The 19,902-nt window shown below is 69.4% G+C and carries 22 protein-coding genes; 16 read left to right on the forward strand and 6 right to left on the reverse strand.

From position 1 onward, the window contains the following. Positions 1 to 58: 58 nt before the first annotated feature. Positions 59 to 709 (reverse strand): TetR/AcrR family transcriptional regulator, encoded by a 651-nt coding sequence (locus AU187_RS23130; RefSeq protein ID WP_059167425.1) that lies wholly within the window; start codon positions 707 to 709, stop codon positions 59 to 61. A 130-nt stretch (positions 710 to 839) separates the two neighbouring features. Between AU187_RS23130 and AU187_RS23135 the strand changes: the two genes are divergently transcribed. Then, positions 840 to 1,679 (forward strand): SDR family oxidoreductase, encoded by an 840-nt coding sequence (locus AU187_RS23135; protein ID WP_059167391.1) that lies wholly within the window; start codon positions 840 to 842, stop codon positions 1,677 to 1,679. A gap of 21 nt (positions 1,680 to 1,700) precedes the next feature. Here AU187_RS23135 and AU187_RS23140 read toward each other — a convergent pair whose 3' ends face one another. Further along, on the reverse strand, positions 1,701 to 2,294 hold the full coding sequence (locus AU187_RS23140; protein ID WP_059167392.1) for a restriction endonuclease: 594 nt from the start codon (positions 2,292 to 2,294) through the stop codon (positions 1,701 to 1,703). Positions 2,295 to 2,396: 102 nt separating this feature from the next. Here AU187_RS23140 and AU187_RS23145 point away from each other — a divergent pair, with 102 nt between their 5' ends. The 4 genes from AU187_RS23145 (at position 2,397) to usfY (ending at position 4,570) form a co-directional block, all read left to right on the forward strand. Beyond that, a complete protein-coding gene (locus AU187_RS23145; RefSeq protein ID WP_059167393.1) occupies positions 2,397 to 3,077 on the forward strand; it encodes a PAS and ANTAR domain-containing protein in 681 nt (226 codons plus the stop codon). 104 nt (positions 3,078 to 3,181) lie between these two features. Then, positions 3,182 to 3,532 (forward strand): hypothetical protein, encoded by a 351-nt coding sequence (locus AU187_RS23150; protein WP_286132131.1) that lies wholly within the window; start codon positions 3,182 to 3,184, stop codon positions 3,530 to 3,532. Next, entirely contained in the window at positions 3,529 to 4,161 is a 633-nt protein-coding gene (locus AU187_RS23155) for a flavodoxin family protein (protein WP_059167395.1), read from the forward strand. Before AU187_RS23150 ends, AU187_RS23155 begins: the two co-directional genes overlap by 4 nt. 100 nt (positions 4,162 to 4,261) lie before the next feature. Next, entirely contained in the window at positions 4,262 to 4,570 is a 309-nt protein-coding gene (usfY, locus tag AU187_RS23160) for a protein UsfY (protein WP_059167396.1), read from the forward strand. Between the two features lie 262 nt (positions 4,571 to 4,832). Here usfY and mbp1 read toward each other — a convergent pair whose 3' ends face one another. Together mbp1 and AU187_RS23170 are read right to left on the reverse strand one after the other, a co-directional pair. Continuing rightward, the gene (gene mbp1, locus AU187_RS23165) at positions 4,833 to 5,069 is read right to left on the reverse strand and encodes a microaggregate-binding protein 1 (RefSeq protein ID WP_059099060.1); all 237 of its coding nucleotides are present in this window, start codon (positions 5,067 to 5,069) and stop codon (positions 4,833 to 4,835) included. Between the two features lie 179 nt (positions 5,070 to 5,248). After that, positions 5,249 to 5,452, reverse strand: coding sequence for a hypothetical protein (locus tag AU187_RS23170; protein ID WP_059167397.1), 204 nt, complete (start codon positions 5,450 to 5,452; stop codon positions 5,249 to 5,251). Positions 5,453 to 5,616: 164 nt separating this feature from the next. On the opposite strand from AU187_RS23170, the gene AU187_RS23175 reads away from it, so the two are divergent. Beyond that, positions 5,617 to 6,591, forward strand: a complete 975-nt coding sequence (locus tag AU187_RS23175) for a glycosyltransferase (RefSeq protein WP_059167398.1) — start codon at positions 5,617 to 5,619, stop codon at positions 6,589 to 6,591. Positions 6,592 to 6,614: 23 nt separating this feature from the next. After that, complete coding sequence (locus AU187_RS23180; RefSeq protein ID WP_059167399.1) at positions 6,615 to 7,841, forward strand: glycosyltransferase; 1,227 nt, start codon at positions 6,615 to 6,617, stop codon at positions 7,839 to 7,841. Between the two features lie 5 nt (positions 7,842 to 7,846). Here the strand turns inward: AU187_RS23180 and AU187_RS23185 are convergent, their stop codons facing one another. Continuing rightward, positions 7,847 to 8,731 carry a glycosyltransferase family 2 protein gene (locus AU187_RS23185; protein WP_059167400.1) on the reverse strand — a complete coding sequence of 295 codons (885 nt, stop codon included), beginning with the start codon at positions 8,729 to 8,731 and terminating at the stop codon, positions 7,847 to 7,849. Between the two features lie 37 nt (positions 8,732 to 8,768). Between AU187_RS23185 and AU187_RS23190 the strand changes: the two genes are divergently transcribed. From AU187_RS23190 to AU187_RS23230, 9 genes are read left to right on the forward strand one after another with little or no spacing between them, the layout of a single operon-like run. Further along, positions 8,769 to 9,737 (forward strand): NAD-dependent epimerase/dehydratase family protein, encoded by a 969-nt coding sequence (locus AU187_RS23190; RefSeq protein WP_082691877.1) that lies wholly within the window; start codon positions 8,769 to 8,771, stop codon positions 9,735 to 9,737. Positions 9,738 to 9,746: 9 nt separating this feature from the next. Beyond that, positions 9,747 to 11,402 (forward strand): carbamoyltransferase family protein, encoded by a 1,656-nt coding sequence (locus AU187_RS23195; RefSeq protein ID WP_059167402.1) that lies wholly within the window; start codon positions 9,747 to 9,749, stop codon positions 11,400 to 11,402. Continuing rightward, the gene (locus AU187_RS23200; protein WP_059167426.1) at positions 11,399 to 12,892 is read left to right on the forward strand and encodes an HAD-IIIA family hydrolase; all 1,494 of its coding nucleotides are present in this window, start codon (positions 11,399 to 11,401) and stop codon (positions 12,890 to 12,892) included. The genes AU187_RS23195 and AU187_RS23200 overlap by 4 nt, the downstream gene beginning before the upstream one ends. Continuing rightward, complete coding sequence (locus AU187_RS23205) at positions 12,889 to 13,905, forward strand: glycosyltransferase family 9 protein (RefSeq protein ID WP_059167427.1); 1,017 nt, start codon at positions 12,889 to 12,891, stop codon at positions 13,903 to 13,905. Before AU187_RS23200 ends, AU187_RS23205 begins: the two co-directional genes overlap by 4 nt. A gap of 5 nt (positions 13,906 to 13,910) precedes the next feature. Continuing rightward, a complete protein-coding gene (locus tag AU187_RS23210; RefSeq protein WP_059099102.1) occupies positions 13,911 to 14,480 on the forward strand; it encodes a D-sedoheptulose-7-phosphate isomerase in 570 nt (189 codons plus the stop codon). Beyond that, the gene (locus AU187_RS23215) at positions 14,473 to 15,831 is read left to right on the forward strand and encodes a PfkB family carbohydrate kinase (protein ID WP_059167403.1); all 1,359 of its coding nucleotides are present in this window, start codon (positions 14,473 to 14,475) and stop codon (positions 15,829 to 15,831) included. The genes AU187_RS23210 and AU187_RS23215 overlap by 8 nt, the downstream gene beginning before the upstream one ends. 17 nt (positions 15,832 to 15,848) lie before the next feature. Continuing rightward, entirely contained in the window at positions 15,849 to 16,544 is a 696-nt protein-coding gene (locus AU187_RS23220; protein ID WP_059167404.1) for an SDR family oxidoreductase, read from the forward strand. After that, positions 16,535 to 17,476, forward strand: a complete 942-nt coding sequence (locus tag AU187_RS23225; protein WP_059167405.1) for a glycosyltransferase family 9 protein — start codon at positions 16,535 to 16,537, stop codon at positions 17,474 to 17,476. The genes AU187_RS23220 and AU187_RS23225 overlap by 10 nt, the downstream gene beginning before the upstream one ends. Beyond that, the gene (locus tag AU187_RS23230; RefSeq protein ID WP_059167406.1) at positions 17,473 to 18,771 is read left to right on the forward strand and encodes a UDP-glucose dehydrogenase family protein; all 1,299 of its coding nucleotides are present in this window, start codon (positions 17,473 to 17,475) and stop codon (positions 18,769 to 18,771) included. Before AU187_RS23225 ends, AU187_RS23230 begins: the two co-directional genes overlap by 4 nt. On the opposite strand, the gene AU187_RS23235 is transcribed toward AU187_RS23230, so the two are convergent. Continuing rightward, on the reverse strand, positions 18,765 to 19,784 hold the full coding sequence (locus tag AU187_RS23235; protein ID WP_059167428.1) for a DNA topoisomerase IB: 1,020 nt from the start codon (positions 19,782 to 19,784) through the stop codon (positions 18,765 to 18,767). The two genes, AU187_RS23230 and AU187_RS23235, sit on opposite strands and share 7 nt — an antisense overlap. Between the last annotated feature and the right edge of the window lie 118 nt (positions 19,785 to 19,902).

A 19,902-nucleotide genomic window follows, 5' to 3' on the forward strand; every position in this document is an offset into this window, starting at 1 on the left:
CAGGTACACAAATCGTGAGTTGGCGTACCAGGACCGTGCACTCGGCGCACTGCGCCGCTCAGCGGCGGTCCGGCGACACCGCCTCGCGCAGGGCAGAAGGGATGCCCGGGACGCGGCCGATCGCGTCGAGCAGGCCGTGTGCACACGCGTCGGCGACCTGGCCGGCATCGATCGACGGGTCGATCAGCCGCTGCCTGCACATCTCGAAGGTGAACGCCAGCCAGCCGTAGACGGTGATTCGCAGGTCACGATCCACTTTGGAGTCGAGCTCGTGGCCGACCGCGGCGTGGATCCGCGTGAGGATCCGGTCGGCCTGACGGTCGGTGTCGATGTCCTCGATGCCGCGCAGGACCGGGTCTGAGCGGCCCATGCCCACGTACGCCGCCCACGCGCCGTGCGGATACTCCTCGTCGTAGCGCAGATAGGCCAGCACGCCCTCGCGCAACTGGTCGAACAGGCTCTGACCCGGCCGCGGCGGCGTGTTGGTGGCTTCGAACAGTCGCTCACCCTCGGCCCGCACCACCGCGGCGAAGAACGCGCGCTTGTCGGGAAAGTAGTGGTACATCAGTGCGCGCGACACCCCCGCGCGTTCGGCGATCTCGTCGATGCGGACCTCGTCATAGGGTCGCTGCCCGAACACCTCGGCGCCGAGCATCAGCAGCTCGTTGCGGCGGTCGGCGGGCGAGAGTCGCCGGCGGGGCTCGGCCATGAACCCCATCGTAGTGAACACATGTCAAACAACCGGTGCCCCTCAAGCGGTCGCCATCGACCCGAGTAATCGGATCGCCTCCGGGTAATCCGCAGGCAGCTTCCGACGTCCACGACCATGAGAGGTCCCGATGAGCTTCCCAGAACAGCAGCAGTCCCCGCCCGGCGTGCAGGGCCAGATGACGCCGGCGCCCGACTGCGGCGAGACGAGCTACCGCGGGTCCGGACGGCTGACCGGCAAGCGAGCGGTCATCACCGGCGGCGACAGCGGAATCGGCCGCGCGGTCGCGATCGCATACGCCCGCGAGGGTGCCGACGTGCTGATCGCCTACCTCAACGAGGACGAAGACGCCAAGGAGGTGCAGACGTACGTGCAGGACGCCGGGCGCAAGTGTGTGCTCGTGCCGGGTGACCTCTCCGAGCCGGCACACTGCCGCGCCGTTGTGGATCGGGCCGTCGAGGAGTTCGGCGGTATCGATGTGCTCGTCAACAATGCCGCCTACCAGATGACCCACGACACGCTCGACGAGATCAGCGACGAGGAGTGGGATTACACGTTCCGGCTCAACGTCGGCGCGTACTTCTACCTCGTGAAGGCGGCGCTGCCGCACATGGGGACCGGAGCGTCGGTGATCGCCAGTTCGTCGGTGAACTCCGACATGCCCAACCCGAAGCTGGCGCCGTACGCGGCCACCAAGGCGGCGATCGCGAACTTCTCGGCCAGCCTCGCGGAGATGTTGGGGGAGAAGGGTATCCGCGCCAACAGCGTTGCGCCGGGCCCCATCTGGACACCGTTGATCCCGTCGACCATGCCGCCTGAGAAAGTCAAGAACTTCGGCGAGAACACCCCGCTCGGCCGCGCCGGTCAACCGGTCGAGTTGGCTCCGGTCTACGTGATGCTGGCCTCCGACGAAGCGAGTTACGTGACCGGTGCGCGGATCGCGGTGACCGGCGGCAGGCCCATTCTCTGAGCCGGTCGCGCCGCGACGCGCTCAGCCGACCTTCGGCGGCACCGAGGACTCGAGCAGCCGCCGGATTGTCGATCGCAACCGCGTGAGCTCGGCGCCGCCGACCAGCTCACACCCGTGCAGCTCCGCGAGTTTGCCTGCGGCCGTGGTGAATTCATGGTTTGTGACGACCATCGTCATGGTGCAGTCCTGCATCGGCGCGCCCGCCACCACCTCCTGCACCGCGCTCGCCCCGACCGGGCGGGATTGGCGCTTGCACTGAATCGCAATGCGATTCGGCCGCTTGCCGACGATGATGTCGACGCCCCAGTCGCCGGTGATTGACGTCATGATCACCGGCGCACCGCAGGACCGGGCCACCCGTGCGACGTAGTCCTCGAACTCGGCGCCCGACATCGCCGCGGTGACGTCTTCGCGTCGCCCGGGTGTCATGGCACCGGAGAGCGTGCCGGCGAGAAAGCGCGGCGCGGCGACGAGCACGAGCGGCGCGACGAGACCCAGAGCCGTGCTCCACTGTGGGGTGGCGCCGAGCAGCCACGCCCCGAGGCCCGCCGTCGTCGCCGCCGCGAGGTAGACCTTCAGTGTCACGCGGTGGATGGTAGGGCGGTGCCCCGACATCGCGCGGACGGCGCGACGTGCGTCGAAGCAAGGGCTGTCCGGAAAACGAAAGTTCGACCTGCTGCGACACCCCCGCCTGTAAAGCCGGGTTAACCTTCGATCATGACCGACGAGCTGGTTGATTCCGGCGGCCAGACACCTGTCGAGCAAGCTCTTGCCGGCGGCGATCCGCACCGCGTCGGTTGGTTCCGGTTCTACTTCGCCGACGAACGCTGGGAGTGGTCACCGCAGGTCGAGCGGATGCACGGCTACGAGCCCGGCACGGTGCAACCGACGACCGAGCTCGTGCTGTCCCACAAGCATCCCGACGACTATCGCCAGGTGGCCGCGACCCTGGACGAGATCCGCCGCACGTCGGGCGCCTTCTCCACTCGGCACCGGATCATCGATACCCAGGGCGAGGTGCACCACGTCGTGGTGGTCGGCGATCAGCTTTTCGACGAGAGTGACCGGGTGGTCGGCACACACGGGTTCTATGTCGACGTCACCCCATCGACGCTCGAACGTCAGCACAAGATCCTCAGCGCGGCGGTCACCGAGATCGCCGAGGCCCGCGGGCCGATCGAGCAGACCAAGGGCATGCTGATGTTGATCTACCGGATCTCCGCCGACTCGGCCTTCGAACTGCTCAGATGGCGGTCGCAGGAGACCAACACCAAGCTGCGGCTGCTGGCCGAGCAAATCGCCGAGGACTTCCTTGGGCTGACCTACGAGGAGGAGTTGCCGCCGCGCTCCACTTACGACAGGTTGCTGCTGACCGCACACAACCGCGTTCGATCCTGAGGTTTATCGACCGATCCAGCCGGGAATGCTGCGCCACATCGTATTGACGCTGGCCCAGCAGCAAATCCGGGGAGAGTTCAGTCGTGTATCACGGTCCTACTGAGTTGAGGCGTGTCGAAACCGGGACGCGCGACGCGGTGCGGTTCGCGATCGGCGTTCTGGTCGCCGGCGCGGTGTTGCTTTTCGCCGTCGCGGTCTGGATCAGCACGTGCCAGGGTGCGACGGCCGACAGTGTGGCCTGCGGGGCGCCGCAGCGGACGTTGCTGGCGCTTGCGGCTCCTGCCATCCTGCTGGCGGGCGGGTTGCGCGCGTTCTTCCGCAGCCATCAAGCCGGGCGCCGCGGCGAGATGTCGTGGGCCTGGCACGCCGCCGGTTGGCTTCTGCTGACGTCGATGCTGCTGGTCTTGGCGACGAGCACCCCCGCGTTCGCGGGAACCGCGGTGTTCGGCGGATGAGCGCGCCGACGAAGGCCGACCGACCGCTCACCGCCGTCGCGCTGGTGTGCAGCCTCAAGCCCAGCCCGGCCGAGTCGAGCAGCGCGCTGATGGCCGAGCACATCTGCGACAACCTGCGCCGCGCCGGTGTGGAGACCGAGTCGGTGCGGTGTGTCGACCACGCGATCGCGCCGGGCGTCGAGGCCGACATGGGCGACGGCGACGAGTGGCCGCAGATCCGCGACAAACTGCTACGCGCCGACATCCTGGTGTTGTCGACGCCGATCTGGCTGGGCCATCCCAGCAGCGTCGCCCAGCGGGTGCTCGAGCGCCTCGACGCCGAACTGTCGAACACCGACGATGCCGGCCGGCCCGTCATGGTGGGCAAGGTCGCCGTCGTCGGTGTCGTCGGCAACGAGGACGGCGCACACAAGGTGATCGCCGACTGCTTCCAAGGGCTCAACGACATCGGCTACAGCATCCCGGCTCAGGGCGGCACCTACTGGACGGGTGAGGCGATGCAGAGCACGGATTACAAGGAACTCGACGAGGTGCCCGAACCGGTCGCGTCGACGACCGCCGCGCTGGCCCGCAACGCCGCCCACCTCGCGAGAGCCCTACAGGCCGGTCATTATCCGCCCTACCAGTGATGTTCCGTACTCCGCCGGTTTCTGCCACAGTGCAGTCGGGTAGTTCTACCGTTGTCAGTAGCCCACCACCGGGCGGAGGTATGCCGAGAGAGGAGTACCGATGAAAAGCCCGAAGGACCCCGTCGACCACGCGAGGACCACGCGTCCACACGCCGGGGAGTCGATGAAGGACACCAAGAACATGCCCGGGCTCGTGCTCATCGGAGTGGCGCTGGTGCTGTTCGTCTCGGCGCTGGCCGCGCACGGCGCCGGCCACCACAGCGTAGGCATCGGCCTGGGCAGCGGGTCGGCCGCGCTGTTCATCATCGGCGGCGGCTGGCTGCTCATCGAGCATCTGCGCGTGCGCAAGATCGAGGAGCGTTGGTACAGCGAGCATCCCGACGCCGAACGACAACGTCCCAGCAGCTGACCCGGCAGCCTCCGTTTGGCCGGGGCCTCAACTCATGCGGTGCCGACGTCTGGAGCGCGACTCGACATTTGCTTGGCAGATAGCCCAAACTGATTGTCACTTAGCTGAATACAGCCCTCAGTGCCCTCGACGGCATCGATGTCGGACGCTGTCCGGGCAACCTGCGCACATGATGCATTGCTGACCTCGTTACCGCTGTGCGAGGTAGCCAGCCGCATGAGAAAAGCCCAGCCGATGCGGCTGGGCTTTTCTCCGTGCAACGTTACTGTTCGGATTCCTGACGCTTCTCGGCGGACTTGGCGCCGGCCCGCGCGGATTCCGCCTCGGCTTCCTTCTTCGCGGCGTCCTGCTGGGCATCGGCCTTGTCCTGCTGTGCCTTGCCTTCACGGACCATGTCGTCACGACCGGTTACGGTGCCGACCGTTTCCTTGGCTTTGCCCTTGACGTCTTCGACGACGCCCTTGATGCCTTCTTCAGGGCCACTGTTCTTCTCGGCCATGCTCACCTTCCCGCAGTGCAGTGGATTGGTCTAACCACGGGGATCTTCCCCGCGCGCCCAGTGAATGCCCGACGGTCTGGGGGGCTAAACGTTCCGTCCGTGCATGACAAGTGACGGCGGATATCGCTCCCGCGTGTCATCGGCCATCTCGCCGCCTACCTCCGCTGGTAGATCCTTCGTCAGTCCTCGACCACATCGTCCTCCGGATCGAGGTCAACCGTTTCCAGCTGCTCCTGCCAGTCGGCGGGCGGCGCCTCCAGAGGCGGATCCTGCCCCGGTTCGGCGGACGCCTCCTCATCTGGATTCGGTTCGCTGGCGGCGCGCTGCTGCTCCAACGCGTCGGCGGCGGGAACGTCGTCGGGGAGGCCTTCGGTGTCTGGCATGCCGGTCGGGGTACCCGCAGACCCGCTGGTGAAACGGCGCCGCGACGGCCTCTGATCCGTCTTGCGAAGTGTGGAATCCAGTATGCGAATCGGGGGCTATCCGCTATGCGAAGAGTCGCGCGGGGAACCGTTTTGCCTGCGAAGTGCTCGGGTAGGCGAACCGCATGTCGATCCTGCCGGCTCCCCGTTCGGTGCTGCTCTGGCATGTGCACGGGTCGTGGACGGAGTCCCTGGTCTCGGGCGGCCACCGCTATGTGCTTCCGGTGAACCCCCACAGGGATGCGAACGGCCGCGGGCTGTGCGGTAGGAATTGGCCACGCGCACAGGAGGTTTCGTCGGACGACTTGTGTGACGAGCCGATCGACCTGGTGGTGTTGCAGCGGCCGGAGGAAATCGACCTGGCGACCCGCTGGCTCGGCCGCCGCCCGGGTGTCGAAGTACCCGCCGTCTACGTCGAGCACAACGCGCCGCGACCGTTCGCGGTGGACAGCGTCCACCCGCTTGCCGACCGCGCCGACATCCCGATCGTGCACGTGACCGACTTCAACCGACTGATGTGGAACAACGGCGTCGCGCCGACCCGCGTCATCACCCACGGAATCGCCGACCCGGGTTTGCTCTACAGCGGCGAGATTTCGGCCGCGGCCACGATGATCAACGAGCCGTGCCGCCGCTGGCGCACGGTCGGCGCCGATTTGCTGGAAGTGTTCGGCGAGCACGTCCCGATCGACGTGTGGGGCATCGACACCGACGTGCTCAGCGAATGCGTCACCAGCGCCCGGGTGCGGGGTAGAGGCGACATGCCGGCCGCGCAGTTGCTGCCCGAAGTGGCCCGGCGACGGGTCTTCCTGCACACCGCCCGATGGACGTCCCTGGGCCTGTCGTTGATCGAGGCGATGTTCATGGGGATGCCGGTGGTCGCCGTGGCGTCGACGATGGCCCCGCTTGTGCTGCCACCCGAGGCCGGGGTGGTGAGCGCCGACATCGACACGCTCACCCGCGCGTTGGAGGGTTTCATCGCAGACGGTGCGGCCGCCTCGGCGGCCGGTAAGGCGGCGCGCGATTTCGCGATGGCCCGCTTCGGTCTCGAACGGTTTCTCGCGGAATGGGACGACCTCATCGACGAGTGCTGCCGATGACAACGGATGGAAGGAGGACGCCGATGAAAATCGCGATGGTGTCCGAGCACGCCAGCCCCCTGGCTGCGCTCGGCGGGGTCGATGCCGGCGGGCAGAACGTACACGTCGCCGAACTGTCGGCGGCTCTGACCAGACGCGGCCACCAGGTGACCGTCTACACCCGCAGGGACGATCCAGATCTGTCCGACCGCGTCGAAACGCCGCAGGGCTACACGGTGGTGCACGTCCCGGCAGGGCCGGCTGCGCCGTTACCCAAGGACGAGTTGCTGCCGCACATGGGGCCGTTCGCCCAGTTCCTCGATGCCGAATGGGCCGCCGACCGGCCCGACGTGGCGCACGCCCATTTCTGGATGTCCGGCATCGCAACGCAACTCGCGGCGCGGCACCTCGATCTGCCTGCGGTGCAGACGTTTCATGCACTGGGAGTGGTGAAACGTCGCCACCAGGGAGTGCAGGACACCAGCCCGCCGGATCGGCTGCGCCTGGAGGCAATGGTCGCCCGCACCGCCACCTGGGTCGCGGCCACTTGCACCGACGAGGTGTTCGAGTTGATGCGGCTGGGGCGGTCACGCGACCGGATTTCGGTGGTGCCCTGCGGCGTGAACCTCGACCGTTTCAGCCCCGACGGTCCGGTGGCGCCGCGCAGCGGCATGCACCGCATCGTCAGCGTCGGCCGGTTCGTCCCTCGCAAGGGTTTCGACGTGGTCGTGCGCGCGCTTCCGCACATGCCCGGCACCGAACTGGTGATCGTCGGCGGGCCGGACGAGTCGGGGCTCGACTCCGATCCCGAAGCGCGCCGGTTGATGAGCCTGGCAACGGAATTGGGCGTCGCGGAGCGGGTGCGGCTGTACGGCTCGGTGGCGCGCGACGACATGCCGGCGATTCTGCGCTCGGCCGACGTGGTCGCCTGCACTCCGTGGTACGAGCCGTTCGGCATCGTGCCACTGGAGGCAATGGCGTGCGGTGTGCCAGTGGTGGCATCGGCGGTCGGCGGAATGCTCGACACCGTCGTGCACGACGTGACCGGGCGGCTGGTCAAACCCAAGCGGCCCGACGAGGTCGCCAAGGCCGTCAACCATCTGCTGCGCGACGACTTCCTGCGGCAGAGCATGGGCGCCGCCGGACGTGACCGCGCTCGCGCGCGCTACTCATGGGACCGGATCGCCGCCGACAGCCAGCGGATCTACGACCGTCTGGTGCCGATGCGGGTCCCGCACACCGAACCGGCGACAAGTCTGTCGTCCGGATGACCGGCTCAACCCGACTCCAGCAAGGCCACCGCCTGCTCGACCGCGCGAGGAAGCCGACGCCGCCGGGCGATGACCGCAGGCAGCCGGGCGACGGCTTCGACAGCGCCGCGGGCATGCTCACGGTCGCGCAGCGCGGCCACCCCGAGTCGGCCGGTCGCGTTGAGGCACTGCCGGATCGGGCGGCGCAGCCACGTGGTCAGCACATCGTTGCGCAGCACCCGCGCGGCCTGGGCCGCGGTGGTGGCGCGAACCGGCGACGGTTGGTGAACCGCGACCAGCCGGGGGTAGTAGCACAGGTCCCAGCCCGCCGCCGCGAGGTCGAGCGCGAGCAACTGTTCCTCGCCGCGGAAGTGCAGGATGTCACTGAAGCCGCCGGCCTGCTCGAACGCCCGCTTGCGCACCATGGCCGCGCAACTCATGAAACCGAGAATCGACGGTCCGGGCAGATCCGGCCGGCGGCCCAGCGCGCTGTCGGCCAGCAGGGTGGAGAACGGGTCCTCCCGGTGCTGCGGCAGCACGATCGTGCGGGCCGCCAGCAGCCCCACCGACGGATGCCGTTCGAACGCCTCGACGCCGATCGCGGGCGCGTCGGGCGCCCACCACGAATCGTCGTCGCAGAACGCGACGTACGGCGTGCGGCACGCCGCGACACCGACGTTGCGGCCGACAGCCCCGAGGTTGTCGGCCAACTCGACGAGCCGCAGGCGGCCCGCCGATCGCGCCGCCATCCGCCCCACGACCTCCGCGGTGTCATCGGTGGAGGCGTTGTCCACCACCACAATCGGGCACACCGTGGTGTCGAGCAGCCGGGCGACGACCGTGGCGAGTTCCGCGGCGCGATTCCGGCTGGCGATCACGAACGAGACATCGGCCGGGGCTGGGGTCCGCATGACCCTGCGGGCTACCCGCCGATCCGAAAGGCAAACGATGCATGACATCAAACGTGCCCTGGTGACCGGAGGAGGCGGCTTCCTCGGGGGCCACCTGTCTGAGCGGCTGCTCGACAGCGGTGTCGAGGTGCTCTGCGTCGATGACCTTTCCACCAGCGCCCCCACCGCCGCCGATACGTTCCTCGACCGGCCCGGATACCGGTTCGTACCGCACGACATCAGCGAGCCGCTGCCCGATCCGCCCTCCGGCGTGGACACCGTCTTCCATCTGGCGTCGCCGGCCTCGCCGCTGGACTATCTGCGGTTGCCGATCCAGACCTTGCGCACCGGCGCGCTCGGCACCGCGCACATGCTGGAGTTCGCGGAACGCTCCGGTGCGCGGCTGGTGCTGGCGTCCACCAGCGAGGTGTACGGCGACCCGCTGGAACATCCGCAAACCGAGACATATTGGGGCAACGTCAATCCGGTCGGACCGCGCAGCGTCTACGACGAAGCGAAGCGGTTCGCCGAGGCGCTGGCGTTCGCCTACCGGCGCGAGCGGTCGGCCGACATCGCCGTGGCGCGCATCTTCAACACATACGGCCCACGGATGCGGCCCGACGACGGCCGGATCGTGCCGACCTTCTGCCGTCAGGCATTGGCCGGTGAACCGCTCACCGTCAACGGCACGGGCCGGCAGACCCGGTCCCTGTGCTACGTCGACGACACCGTCGAAGCGTTGATCGCCCTGGCCGAATCCGACTGCGCCGGACCGGTCAACGTAGGCAATCCGGACGAACTCACGGTGCTGCGGATCGCGGAGCTCATCCGCGATCTGGTCGGCAGCGCCTCGCCGATCGAGTATCGCCCGGCACCCCAGGACGATCCGCAACGCCGTTGCCCCGACATCACGCTGGCCCGCGAGCAGCTCGGCTGGAGTCCGCGCGTGAGCTACACCGACGGACTGTCCGCAACCGTCGACTGGTTCCGCAACCTGTCCGCCACCGTCGCGCTGCAGGGCCGCTAGGAGGAAGCAATGCGAATTCTCGGAATCAACGCGGTGTTCCACGATCCCGCCGCCGCGCTGGTGGTCGACGGACAGATCATGGCGGCCGCCGAGGAGGAGCGGTTCACCCGGCGCAAGCACGGCAAGCAGGCGGTGCCGTTCTCGACGTGGGAACTGCCCGTGGAGTCTGCGCGCTGGTGCCTGCAACAGGCCGGCCTGACGCCGGCCGACCTCGACGCGGTCGGCTACTCCTACGACCCGCGGCTGATGGACGAGTCCGCCCAGGGGCTCGACGGCTTGGACCGCGACTGGGAGTACCTCCGCACGCTCTACGCCGAACGCGCACCGCGGTTTTTGCAGTCCGCCCTGCCCGGCCTGAACCCGGCGATCGTGCGTCACGTCCGCCACCACGTCGCGCACGCCGCGTCGAGCGCGCTGGCCTCGCCGCACCCCGACTGCGCGGTGCTGGTGGTCGACGGACGCGGTGAGCGGTCCTCGATGCTGGCCGGAAGCTATCGCGACAGCAAACTCGACGTACTTGCGACGCAGTCGCTTCCGCACTCGCTCGGCCTGCTCTACGAAAGCCTGACCGAACACCTCGGCTTCAAGCGCTCCAGCGACGAGTACAAGGTGATGGCGATGGCGTCCTACGGAACTCCGCGGTTCGCCGACACATTCCGCGAACTGGTCTACGCGTGCGCCGACGGCGGGTTCCGCACCGAGCCGGTGAGTTGGGATTCGATCACCCCGGCCCGTGCGTCAGGAGCCGGAAAGGGACATGCGCTGGACCGGCCAGAGCCCGAGCACGCCGATCTGGCGTGCAGTGTCCAAACAGTCGTCGAAGAGGTGCTGCTCGACCTAGTCGGCTGGCTGCGTGCGCGCACCGATCACGAAAACCTCTGTCTGGCAGGCGGGGTGGCGCTCAACTGCGTGGCCAACTCGAAAATCCACCGTCACGGCGGCTTCTCGAACGTCTGGATCCAGCCCGCGGCCGGCGACTCGGGAACCGCACTGGGCGCAGCCCTGGCGCTGGCCGGCGAGGCCGGTGAGCCGATCACGCCGATGCCTTCGGCAGCGCTGGGCCGCGGATTCTCCGACGACGAGATCGCCGCGGCTCTCACCGAAGCGGCCGTGCCTCACGAGCGGCCCGCCGATCTGGCCGCGGCCATCGGCGACGCGCTGGCCGACAACTTGCTCGTCGGCTGGTTCCAGGGCCGTGCGGAGTTCGGGCCGCGCGCGCTCGGGCAGCGATCGCTGCTCGCCGACCCGCGACGCATCGACAACCTGGAGCGGCTCAACACCGTCAAGGGCCGCGAGCAGTTCCGGCCCGTCGCCCCGATGGTGCTCGCCGAACACGCCGACGAAATCTTCTCCGGCGGACCGATTCCCAGCCCGTACATGCTCTTCGTGCACGACGTCGCCGCCGCGTGGCGGGACCGGATCCCGGCGGTCACCCACGTCGACGGCACCGCGCGCATCCAGACCGTCGACCGCAGCCAGCCGCTGCTGCACGACACGATCAGCCGGTTCGCCGCCCGCACCGGCGTGCCGGTGATCGTGAACACCAGCTTCAACACCGCGGGACGGCCGATGGTCGACAGCCCGCGTGACGCGCTCGAATGTTTCGGCAGCGCACCGATCGACGTGCTGGCGATCGGGCCGTTCATCGTGAGGCGGCCCGGATGACCCCGCGGTTCGCGGTCGTGGTGCCGACGGTCGGGCGGCCGTCGCTGCACCGGCTGCTCGCAGAACTCGACGGATCGGCGGGCCCGGCGCCGGCGGCGGTGATCGTCGTCGACGACCGCCCCGGGCCGCAACCGCCGCTGTCGATCGACTCGCGGTTGCCGGTCAGGGTGCTGCGAAGCGGCGGGCGGGGCCCGGCTGCCGCCCGTAACACCGGGTGGCGTGCCGTCGACGCCGACTGGATCTGCTTCCTCGACGACGATGTTGTCCCGCAACCGGATTGGCTCGCGGCGGTGTCCGAGGACCTGGCGAAGGCCGACGTGGAGGCCGCGGCCGGATCACAAGCGGTGATCGAGGTGCCGCGGGCGGGCGGGCGCAAGGCCACCGACGACGAGCGCCGCACCCAGCGACTCGCCGAGGCCCGGTGGATCACCGCCGACATGGCGTTTCGCCGTGACGTGCTGGTGACGGTCGGGGGCTTCGACGAGCGGTTTCCCCGCGCGTACCGCGAGGATTCGGACATCGCGTTGCGCATCGTGCAGGCCGGCAACACGATCGTGCGCGGCGCCCGCCGGTGTACCCACCCGGTGGCCGACGCCACACTCATGAGCAGCGTGCGTACGCAGGTCGGCAACCGCGACAACGCGTTGCTGCGCCGCAAGCACGGAAGGCGGTGGCGCTCCGCGATCGGGGAGGGCCGCGGCCGGCTGCCCGCACACTCGATGACCACTGCGGCCGCCATCGTCGCCGCGGCAAGCGCTTTGGCCGGCCGATGGCGTTCCGCGCGGTATGCCGCGGCGCTGTGGGGCGCGCTCACAGGCGAATTCGCGGTGCGCCGGTTCTGGTCCGGCCCACACACCGTGGGGGAGGCCGGCCGCATGCTGATCACCAGCGCGCTGATCCCGCCCGCGGCGGTCGCGCATCGCCTCGCCGGCGAGTGGAGGTTCCGTGGCGCGCGACGCGACCCCCCGTTGGCGGTACTGCTCGACCGCGACGACACGATCATCGAAGACGGCCCGTATCTCAACGATCCGGCCGGCGTGCGCCCGCTGGCCGGTGCGCGCGACGGGCTGGACCGCCTGCGGCGCAAAGGATTGCTGCTCGCCGTGGTCAGCAACCAGTCGGGTGTCGCGAAGGGCCTGATCACCCCGGAGCAACTCGACGCCGTCAACGCAGAGGTCGACGCGCAACTCGGGCCGTTCGACTCCTGGCAGCTGTGCGTGCACGACGCCGACGACGGCTGCGGATGCCGCAAACCCGCTCCGGGAATGGTGCAGGCGGCCGCGGCAGCGCTCGGCGTCCATCCCTCCCGCTGCGTGCTCATCGGCGACACCGGCGGCGACGTGCAGGCGGCGCTGTCGGCCGGCGCCGACGCCGTGCTGGTGCCGACCCGGCGAACGCTGCGGCACGAGATCAGCGACGCCCGGATGCGCGCCCGGGTGGCGGCCACGTTCGACGACGCCGTCGCGCTCGTCCTGAAGGAGTGCCGATGAACCGGGCCCTCGTCGCGCGACTGGACAGCGCCGGTGACGTCCTGATCACCGGCCCCGCGGTCCGTGCGATCGCCGAAAGCCACGATGCGGTGACCTTTTTGGCTGGGCCGCGGGGGCGAGCGGCTGCCGCGTTGTTGCCCGCCGTCGACGACATCATCGAGTGGCAGGCCCCGTGGGTCGACTTCGACTCGCCCGAGCTCACCCCCGGACACGTCGACGCACTCGTCAAGCAGATACGCGACCTGGCTCCCGAGCGCCTATACATCTTCACGTCGTTTCACCAGTCGCCGTTGCCGCTGGCGTTGATCGCCCGGATGGCCTCGGTGCCGTGGGTCGGCGCGATCAGCGAGGACTATCCCGGCACTCTGCTCGACGTGCGCCACCACGTCGAAGGCGGCGTGCCCGAACCCGAGCGGGCGCTGTCGCTGGCCCGTGCGGCGGGCTGCGAACTGCGCGACGGCGACGACGGCAGGTTGCGGGTCAATGCACCGCCGCTGCCGGAGGAGCTGCGCGAACTCCTCTGCGCTACACCGTTCGTGGTGTTCCACCCGGGCGCAGCGGTGCCCGCCCGCAGGCCCACGACCAAACGCAGCGCAGACATGGTGCACGCCCTGGTTGCCGCGGGCCATCGCGTCGTGGTCACCGGCGACCCCGCCGAACGCGAGCTGACCGCCGCGGTGGCCGGCGAGACGGTCGTCGACCTCGGCGGGCGCACATCGCTCGCCACGCTGGCGGCGATCTTCGCCGCTGCGAGGGTCGTCATCGCGCCCAACACCGGACCGGCGCACCTGGCGGCGGCCGTCGGCACACCAGTGGTCTCGCTGTTCGCACCCGTCGTACCCGCCTCGCAGTGGAGTCCCTACGGCAGCACCGTCATTCGGCTCGGGGATCAGGATGCCGCCTGTCGGCTGACCCGCGCGCGCAGCTGCCCGGTGGCGGGCCACCCCTGCCTGGACGGCATCACCGACGACGAACTGCTCAACGCGGTCAACCGGATTGGAGGACAGCAATGATTCCGATGATCGAAACCCACTTCTCCGCACTGTCGCAGGCGGTCGACCACATCGGCGCGGAGGCGCCGAGGCTGGCCGCGTGGGGCAGCCGGCTCGCCGACGTGCTCACCACCGGCGGCCGACTGCTGGCCTGCGGCAACGGCGGAAGCGCAGCCGAAGCTCAGCACCTCACCGCCGAATTGGTCGGCCGCTTCCGCGACGAGCGAATACCGATGTCGGCGATCTCACTGCACGCCGAGACCTCAGCGCTGACCGCGATCGCCAACGACTACGGCATCGACGAGATGTTCGCCAGGGGAGTGCGGGCACACGGCCGACCCGGCGACGTCCTGATTTCGCTGTCCACCAGCGGCACCAGCCCGAACGTGCTCGCGGCCGTCAAGGCCGCGCATGAAACCGGCCTGACCACATGGGCGTTCACCGGGCCGCACCCCAATCCGCTCGCCGCGATGTGCGACGACGCGGTCTGCGTCGAGGCGACGACCACCGCGACGGTGCAGGAGATTCACCTACTGCTGGTGCACGCGCTGTGCATCGCGCTCGATGACGTTCTGCTGGGAGCGTCCGATGACTAGGCCGTTGGTGATCGTGGGCGACTCGATGCTCGACGTCGACATCGAGGGCACCGCCACCCGGCTCAGCCCCGAGGCGCCGGTGCCCGTGGTCGACACCGAACGAAAGTGGCAGCGCCCCGGCGGCGCCGGACTGGCCGCCGTGCTGGCCGCCCGCACCGGTTGCGAGGTGGTGCTGGTGACGGCCGTCGGGGACGACGCCGACGGCCAGGCGCTGACCGAGCTGCTGGCCGACGCCGGAGTGAGGCTCGTCGCGCTGCCGTTGGCCGGAAACACGGTGTGCAAGACCAGGGTCCGGGTGGGCGACCATTCGATGCTGCGGCTCGACCACGGCGACGGGACGGCGTCCGGCGCCCCGGTGCCCACGCAGGTCGCCGAGGTGCTCGAGCAGGCCGGCGCAGTGTGCGTGGCCGACTATGGCCGCGGTGTCACCGCGCACGGCGAGATCCGAGAACTGCTGACCCGCCTCGCGCGGCGGCTGCCGACGGTCTGGGATCCACATCCGCGGGGCAGCCGGCCCGTCCCGGGCTGCTGGCTCGTCACCCCGAATTCCGCCGAGGCCGACGGACGTTCGGCTGAGTCGCTGCGCGAACAGTGGGCCGCCAGGGCGGTGTGCGTCACGCTCGGCCCGAAGGGGGCGCTGGTGGCCACCGAGAACGGCAACGCCCATCACCCGGTGCCCGATTCGGCCGCCCCGGCCGGCCGCGGTGACACCTGCGGCGCGGGCGACCGGTTCGCGATCGCGGCCACCATGGCGCTGGCCGCCGGAAAGGACGTCCACGAGGCCGTCGCCGACGCCGTGGACGCGGCGAGCCGGTTCGTCGCCGCGGGCGGCGCGGTGGGCGTGTCGAGCGCCGCGCCGGTCGGTCAGAGCCGTTCGGCGACAACCGAATCGACCGCGATCACCGGGGACGTCGCGGACGTGCGGGACCGTCTGCGCAGCCGTGGCGGCACCCTGGTGGCGACCGGTGGTTGTTTCGACCTGCTGCACACCGGCCACGTCCGGCTGCTCCGGCAGGCCCGCGGGCTCGGCGACGCGCTGGTGGTGCTGCTGAACTCCGACGCGTCGGTGCGCGCGTTGAAAGGGCCACGACGGCCGGTGGTCGCGGATCAGGACCGAGCGCGCGTGCTGGCCGCCCTGGCCTGCGTGGACGCGGTGGTGATCTTCGACGAACTGTCACCTGAGGCGGCGCTCGCGCAGCTGCGGCCCGACCTCTGGGTCAAAGGCGGCGACTACACCGAAGCGGACTTGCCCGAGGCCGACGTGGTTCGCCGCCACGGCGGTGAAGTCGTGCTGCTGCCGACCGTCGCCGGTTACTCGTCCTCAAACCTGATCGCCGCTGCGCGGTCATGAATTGAAAGGAGACGCAGATGGCTTTGGGCAACATCATCATCACCGGAGGTGCTTCCGGTCTCGGCGCGGCCACCGTGAAAGCGGTTGCGCGCCACGGTGGCACACCACTGGTCATTGACCGCAACGATCCGCAGGCCACCGACCTGCCAGTGGCGTTCGCCCGCGCCGACCTCGCCGACACCGAGGCCGTCGACGCGGCGGTGCGCAGGCTTGCCGAACAGGTGGGCGGTCAGATCCACGGCGTGTTCACCGCGGGCGGCACCGACGTCTGCGGCAAGCTCGACGATGTCGCGGTCAAGGACTGGGAACGCGTCATCCACGTCAACCTGCTCGGCACGGCGGCGGTGATCCGCTCCGCGTTGCCCTACCTGAAGGACACCGGTGGCCGGATCGTCACGTGCGCTTCGACACTGGGCATCAAGGCCGTCAGCGACGCGACCGCGTACTGCGCATCCAAGTTCGGGGTGATCGGCTTCTCCCGGGCGCTGGCGGCCGAACTGGCGGGCGAGGTGGGCGTCACCACGCTGATCCCCGGCGGTATGCACACCGCATTCTTCGACAGCCGCGAGGAGCAGTACAAGCCACCGCCCGACGCCAAGCTCAACCAGCCCGAGCATGTGGCCGACACCGTGGTCTTCGCGCTGTCCCAACCCGCGGGCTGCGAGGTGCGCGAGCTCGTGGTGTGTGCGTCGACAGAGTCTTCGTGGCCGTGAGTCCCGACACCATCGTGGTTCTGCGCGCGCTGGGTCTCGGCGATCTGCTCACCGGCGTTCCGGCGCTGCGCGGACTGCGGCGCGCTCACCCTGACGCGCACATCGTGCTCGCCACTGGCGAGCGGTACGCGGAACTGGCGATGCTTTCCGGGGCCATCGACGAGGTCGACCCGACGCCGGGACTCGGTCAGTTGCGCCCCCGCAGTGAGCCGCCCTCGCTCGCGGTGAATTTGCACGGCAGCGGCCCGGAGAGCATCGCCGACCTCCTCACGCTGCGCCCCCACCGCCTGATCAGCCACCGGCACAGCGCGTACCCGGAGGTCGACGGCCCGCCGTGGCGCGCGGAACTGCACGAGGTCGACCGCTGGTGCGCTCTGCTCGAGTGGGCCGGAATGCCCTGCGATCCAGAGGATCTGACGATCCCACGGCCGGCCGGCTTCCCGGACCGCTCCTCGGCGGTCGTCGTCCATCCGGGTGCCGCGTTCGCCGCGCGGCGGTGGCCGCCGGAGCGCTTCGCCGAGGTTGCCGCCGCACTGCACGGCCGGGGCTACGACGTGGTCGTCACCGGAGACGTCAGCGAGGTCGGCCTCGCGCGGTCGGTGGCCGACGCCGCGGGGCTGAAGCCATCGACGGTGCTGGCAGGAACTCTCGACCTGCTCGAACTGGTCGCGTTGATCAGCGACTGCCGGCTGTTGATCTGCGGTGACACCGGTGTCGGCCACATCGCCACCGCGACGGGCACCCCGTCGGTGTTGCTCTTCGGCCCGACGCCGCCGAACCGGTGGGGGCCGAAAGGATCCGGTCCGCACATCGCCGTCTGGGCCGGCGACAAGGGGGACCCGCACGCCGACCGCCCGCACCCCGGGCTGCTGCTGATCACCGTTCCGCGGGTGCTCGACGCCACCGAGACGCTGCTGAAGGACTGTGCATGAACACGTTTCGGACGGGCGTGATCGGCGCGGGCTACGTTGGCCTGACGACCGCGGTGTGCCTTGCCGAGCGCGGCCACGACACCGTGTGCGTCGATGTCGACGCGTCGCGCGTCGACCAGCTGCGCAACGGCGTGCCGCTGCTGGACGAACCCGGGATCGCCGAACTGCTGCGCCAGGGTTTGACCGCCGGAAAGCTCGAATTCACCGTCGAATACCGGGATCTGGCCGACTGCGACGCGGTGTTCGTCTGCGTGCCGACGCCGAGCGGGCCGGATGGATCGGCGGACCTGTCCGCGGTCGACAACGCGGTCGATCACCTCGTCACCGTGCTGCGGGCGGGTTCGGTGGTGGTGCTCAAGTCGACCGTGCCGGTCGGCACCACCCGGCGGATCGCCGAGCGGCTGCAGCAGGCCGGGATCCGGGCGGTCTCCAATCCGGAATTCCTGCGCGAGAGCCACGCCGTCTACGACTTCCGCAACCCGGACCGCATCGTGATCGGAGCCGAGGACGCCGACGCCGCCGATCTGGTGTCGCGCGTGTACGGAAACCACGCGCAGACCTTCACGATGAGCCCGGAGAGCGCGGAGCTGGCGAAGTACGCCAGCAATGCCTTTCTCGCCGTGAAGATCTCCTACGCCAACTCGCTGGCGCAGCTGTGCGCACGGCTGGGCGCCGACATCGCCGACGTCATCCGGTGCATGGGCGCCGATGTGCGCATCGGCCCGCATTTCCTGCAGCCCGGGCCCGGGTGGGGCGGATCATGTCTGCCCAAGGACACCGCGGCCATCCTGCACACCGCCGATCAGGCTGACGTGCGCCTGCTGGAGATCGAGTCCGCCCGCTTCACCAACGCCGGACAATCCGCGCGCGTCGCTTCGACGGTGTCCCGAGCCATCGGAACCCCGCTCGGCAGGGCCCGGATCACCGCTTTGGGCTTGACATTCAAGGCCGGCACCGCTGATGTGCGTGACTCGCCGGCGCTGACCATCTGCGCGGATCTCGGCCGGGCCGGCGCGCAGGTCACCGGTTATGACCCGCGGCTGCCGGCGATGGACCATACGCGGCTGCGGGCCTCGTCGATCGTTGCGGTCGACGATCCCTACCTCGCCACCAAGGATGCCGATGCGATCGTCGTGCTCACCGAATGGCCGGAGTTCCGCGAACTCGACTGGGCCCTGATCGCCGAACAGGCCCCGGGAGCCGTCGTCGTCGACACCCGCAACCTGCTCGACCCGTCGGCACTCGCCGAGCTCGGATTGACCTACCTGGGTAACGGAACACCGTCGGGCTACTGACTTTTGGCGACCTTGCGGATCAGGCTCGCGGTGCTGCGGTCGAGCACCTCTTGACGTTCGGCGAGGGTCTTCGTCCGCGCGGCGCGGCGCACGCCCGCGGCGATCGTGAGACCGGACTCGTAGCCCTCGACGACCCTGGGGTCGACGTACGAGCCGCGAGCCACCGCGGGGGTGTTGCCCAGCTCTTCGGCGACCTCTTTCATCACCGCGGATTCGACCCGCTTGGTCACCGCCTTGTTGACCGGTGGGTCGGCGTCGACGAATGCCGCCGCCGCCAGCACGGTGCCGTGCCAGGTCCGCAGATCCTTGACCGTGTACTCCTCGCCGACAAGTTCCTTGAACCGGGTGTTGAGGTCATCGGCATGGACGTCGGTCCAACTGGAACCGTTGCGGCACACCAGCAGCCGCTCCGTACGCTGCGGGCGGCGCAACAGCGACCGCACCGAGCGGACCGCTTCGGGATCGTCGATCGTCAGCGTCCGTCGCACCCCGCTCTTGGCGGGGAAGTCGAACTCGATGGCGTTGCCGCGCAGCGTCACATGCTCGCAGAGCAAAGTGGCGATTCCGTAGGAGTTGTTCTCCTCCGCGTACTGCTCCGAGCCGGCGCGGAAATAGCCGAGATCGAGCAGGTGCAGCGCGAGCGCGAGCACGCGGTCGCGGCCCAGGCCCCGGCTGCGCAGATCCGCGGCGATGCGTCGGCGCATCTCGGGCAGCGCGGCCGACATCTCCAGGACCCGGTCGAACTTCTCCTCGTTGCGCTCCTCCTGCCACCGCTGGTGGTACAGGTACTGTCGCCTGCCCGCGGCGTCTGTTCCGACCGCCTGGATGTGGCCGTTGGGGTACGGGCAGATCCACACCTTCTTCCAGGCCGGCGGGATCACCAGATCCTTGATGCGTTGCAGCGTCGCCTCATCGGTGAGCGGTGTGCCGTCAGGCTGGTAGTAGGAGAACCCGCGGCCCCGGCGCACCCGCCGCAGGCCGGGGCCCCGCACGACGCTACGGCGAAGTCGCATGTTTGGCATCCGAGCGCAGCGGGGTATTGGACTCCCACCATGGACAACTCCGGCTTCGCCACGCCATCGCAACGTTGGTCGTCACAGGCGCATTCACCGCATCATCGGCGCGATCGGC

Source organism: Mycobacterium sp. IS-1556 (assembly GCF_001499985.1).
Lineage (GTDB): Bacteria > Actinomycetota > Actinomycetes > Mycobacteriales > Mycobacteriaceae > Mycobacterium.

Bases quoted from the DNA above. Each gene is read 5' to 3' on its own strand.
- AU187_RS23130 (WP_059167425.1), bottom strand. From the start codon at position 709: ATGGCCGAGCCCCGCCGGCGACTCTCGCCCGCCGACCGCCGCAACGAG.
- AU187_RS23135 (WP_059167391.1), top strand. From the start codon at position 840: ATGAGCTTCCCAGAACAGCAGCAGTCCCCGCCCGGCGTGCAGGGCCAG.
- AU187_RS23140 (WP_059167392.1), bottom strand. From the start codon at position 2,294: ATGTCGGGGCACCGCCCTACCATCCACCGCGTGACACTGAAGGTCTAC.
- AU187_RS23145 (WP_059167393.1), top strand. From the start codon at position 2,397: ATGACCGACGAGCTGGTTGATTCCGGCGGCCAGACACCTGTCGAGCAA.
- AU187_RS23155 (WP_059167395.1), top strand. From the start codon at position 3,529: ATGAGCGCGCCGACGAAGGCCGACCGACCGCTCACCGCCGTCGCGCTG.
- usfY (WP_059167396.1), top strand. From the start codon at position 4,262: ATGAAAAGCCCGAAGGACCCCGTCGACCACGCGAGGACCACGCGTCCA.
- mbp1 (WP_059099060.1), bottom strand. From the start codon at position 5,069: ATGGCCGAGAAGAACAGTGGCCCTGAAGAAGGCATCAAGGGCGTCGTC.
- AU187_RS23170 (WP_059167397.1), bottom strand. From the start codon at position 5,452: ATGCCAGACACCGAAGGCCTCCCCGACGACGTTCCCGCCGCCGACGCG.
- AU187_RS23175 (WP_059167398.1), top strand. From the start codon at position 5,617: ATGTCGATCCTGCCGGCTCCCCGTTCGGTGCTGCTCTGGCATGTGCAC.
- AU187_RS23180 (WP_059167399.1), top strand. From the start codon at position 6,615: ATGAAAATCGCGATGGTGTCCGAGCACGCCAGCCCCCTGGCTGCGCTC.
- AU187_RS23185 (WP_059167400.1), bottom strand. From the start codon at position 8,731: ATGCGGACCCCAGCCCCGGCCGATGTCTCGTTCGTGATCGCCAGCCGG.
- AU187_RS23190 (WP_082691877.1), top strand. From the start codon at position 8,769: ATGCATGACATCAAACGTGCCCTGGTGACCGGAGGAGGCGGCTTCCTC.
- AU187_RS23195 (WP_059167402.1), top strand. From the start codon at position 9,747: ATGCGAATTCTCGGAATCAACGCGGTGTTCCACGATCCCGCCGCCGCG.
- AU187_RS23200 (WP_059167426.1), top strand. From the start codon at position 11,399: ATGACCCCGCGGTTCGCGGTCGTGGTGCCGACGGTCGGGCGGCCGTCG.
- AU187_RS23205 (WP_059167427.1), top strand. From the start codon at position 12,889: ATGAACCGGGCCCTCGTCGCGCGACTGGACAGCGCCGGTGACGTCCTG.
- AU187_RS23210 (WP_059099102.1), top strand. From the start codon at position 13,911: ATGATCGAAACCCACTTCTCCGCACTGTCGCAGGCGGTCGACCACATC.
- AU187_RS23215 (WP_059167403.1), top strand. From the start codon at position 14,473: ATGACTAGGCCGTTGGTGATCGTGGGCGACTCGATGCTCGACGTCGAC.
- AU187_RS23220 (WP_059167404.1), top strand. From the start codon at position 15,849: ATGGCTTTGGGCAACATCATCATCACCGGAGGTGCTTCCGGTCTCGGC.
- AU187_RS23230 (WP_059167406.1), top strand. From the start codon at position 17,473: ATGAACACGTTTCGGACGGGCGTGATCGGCGCGGGCTACGTTGGCCTG.
- AU187_RS23235 (WP_059167428.1), bottom strand. From the start codon at position 19,784: ATGCGACTTCGCCGTAGCGTCGTGCGGGGCCCCGGCCTGCGGCGGGTG.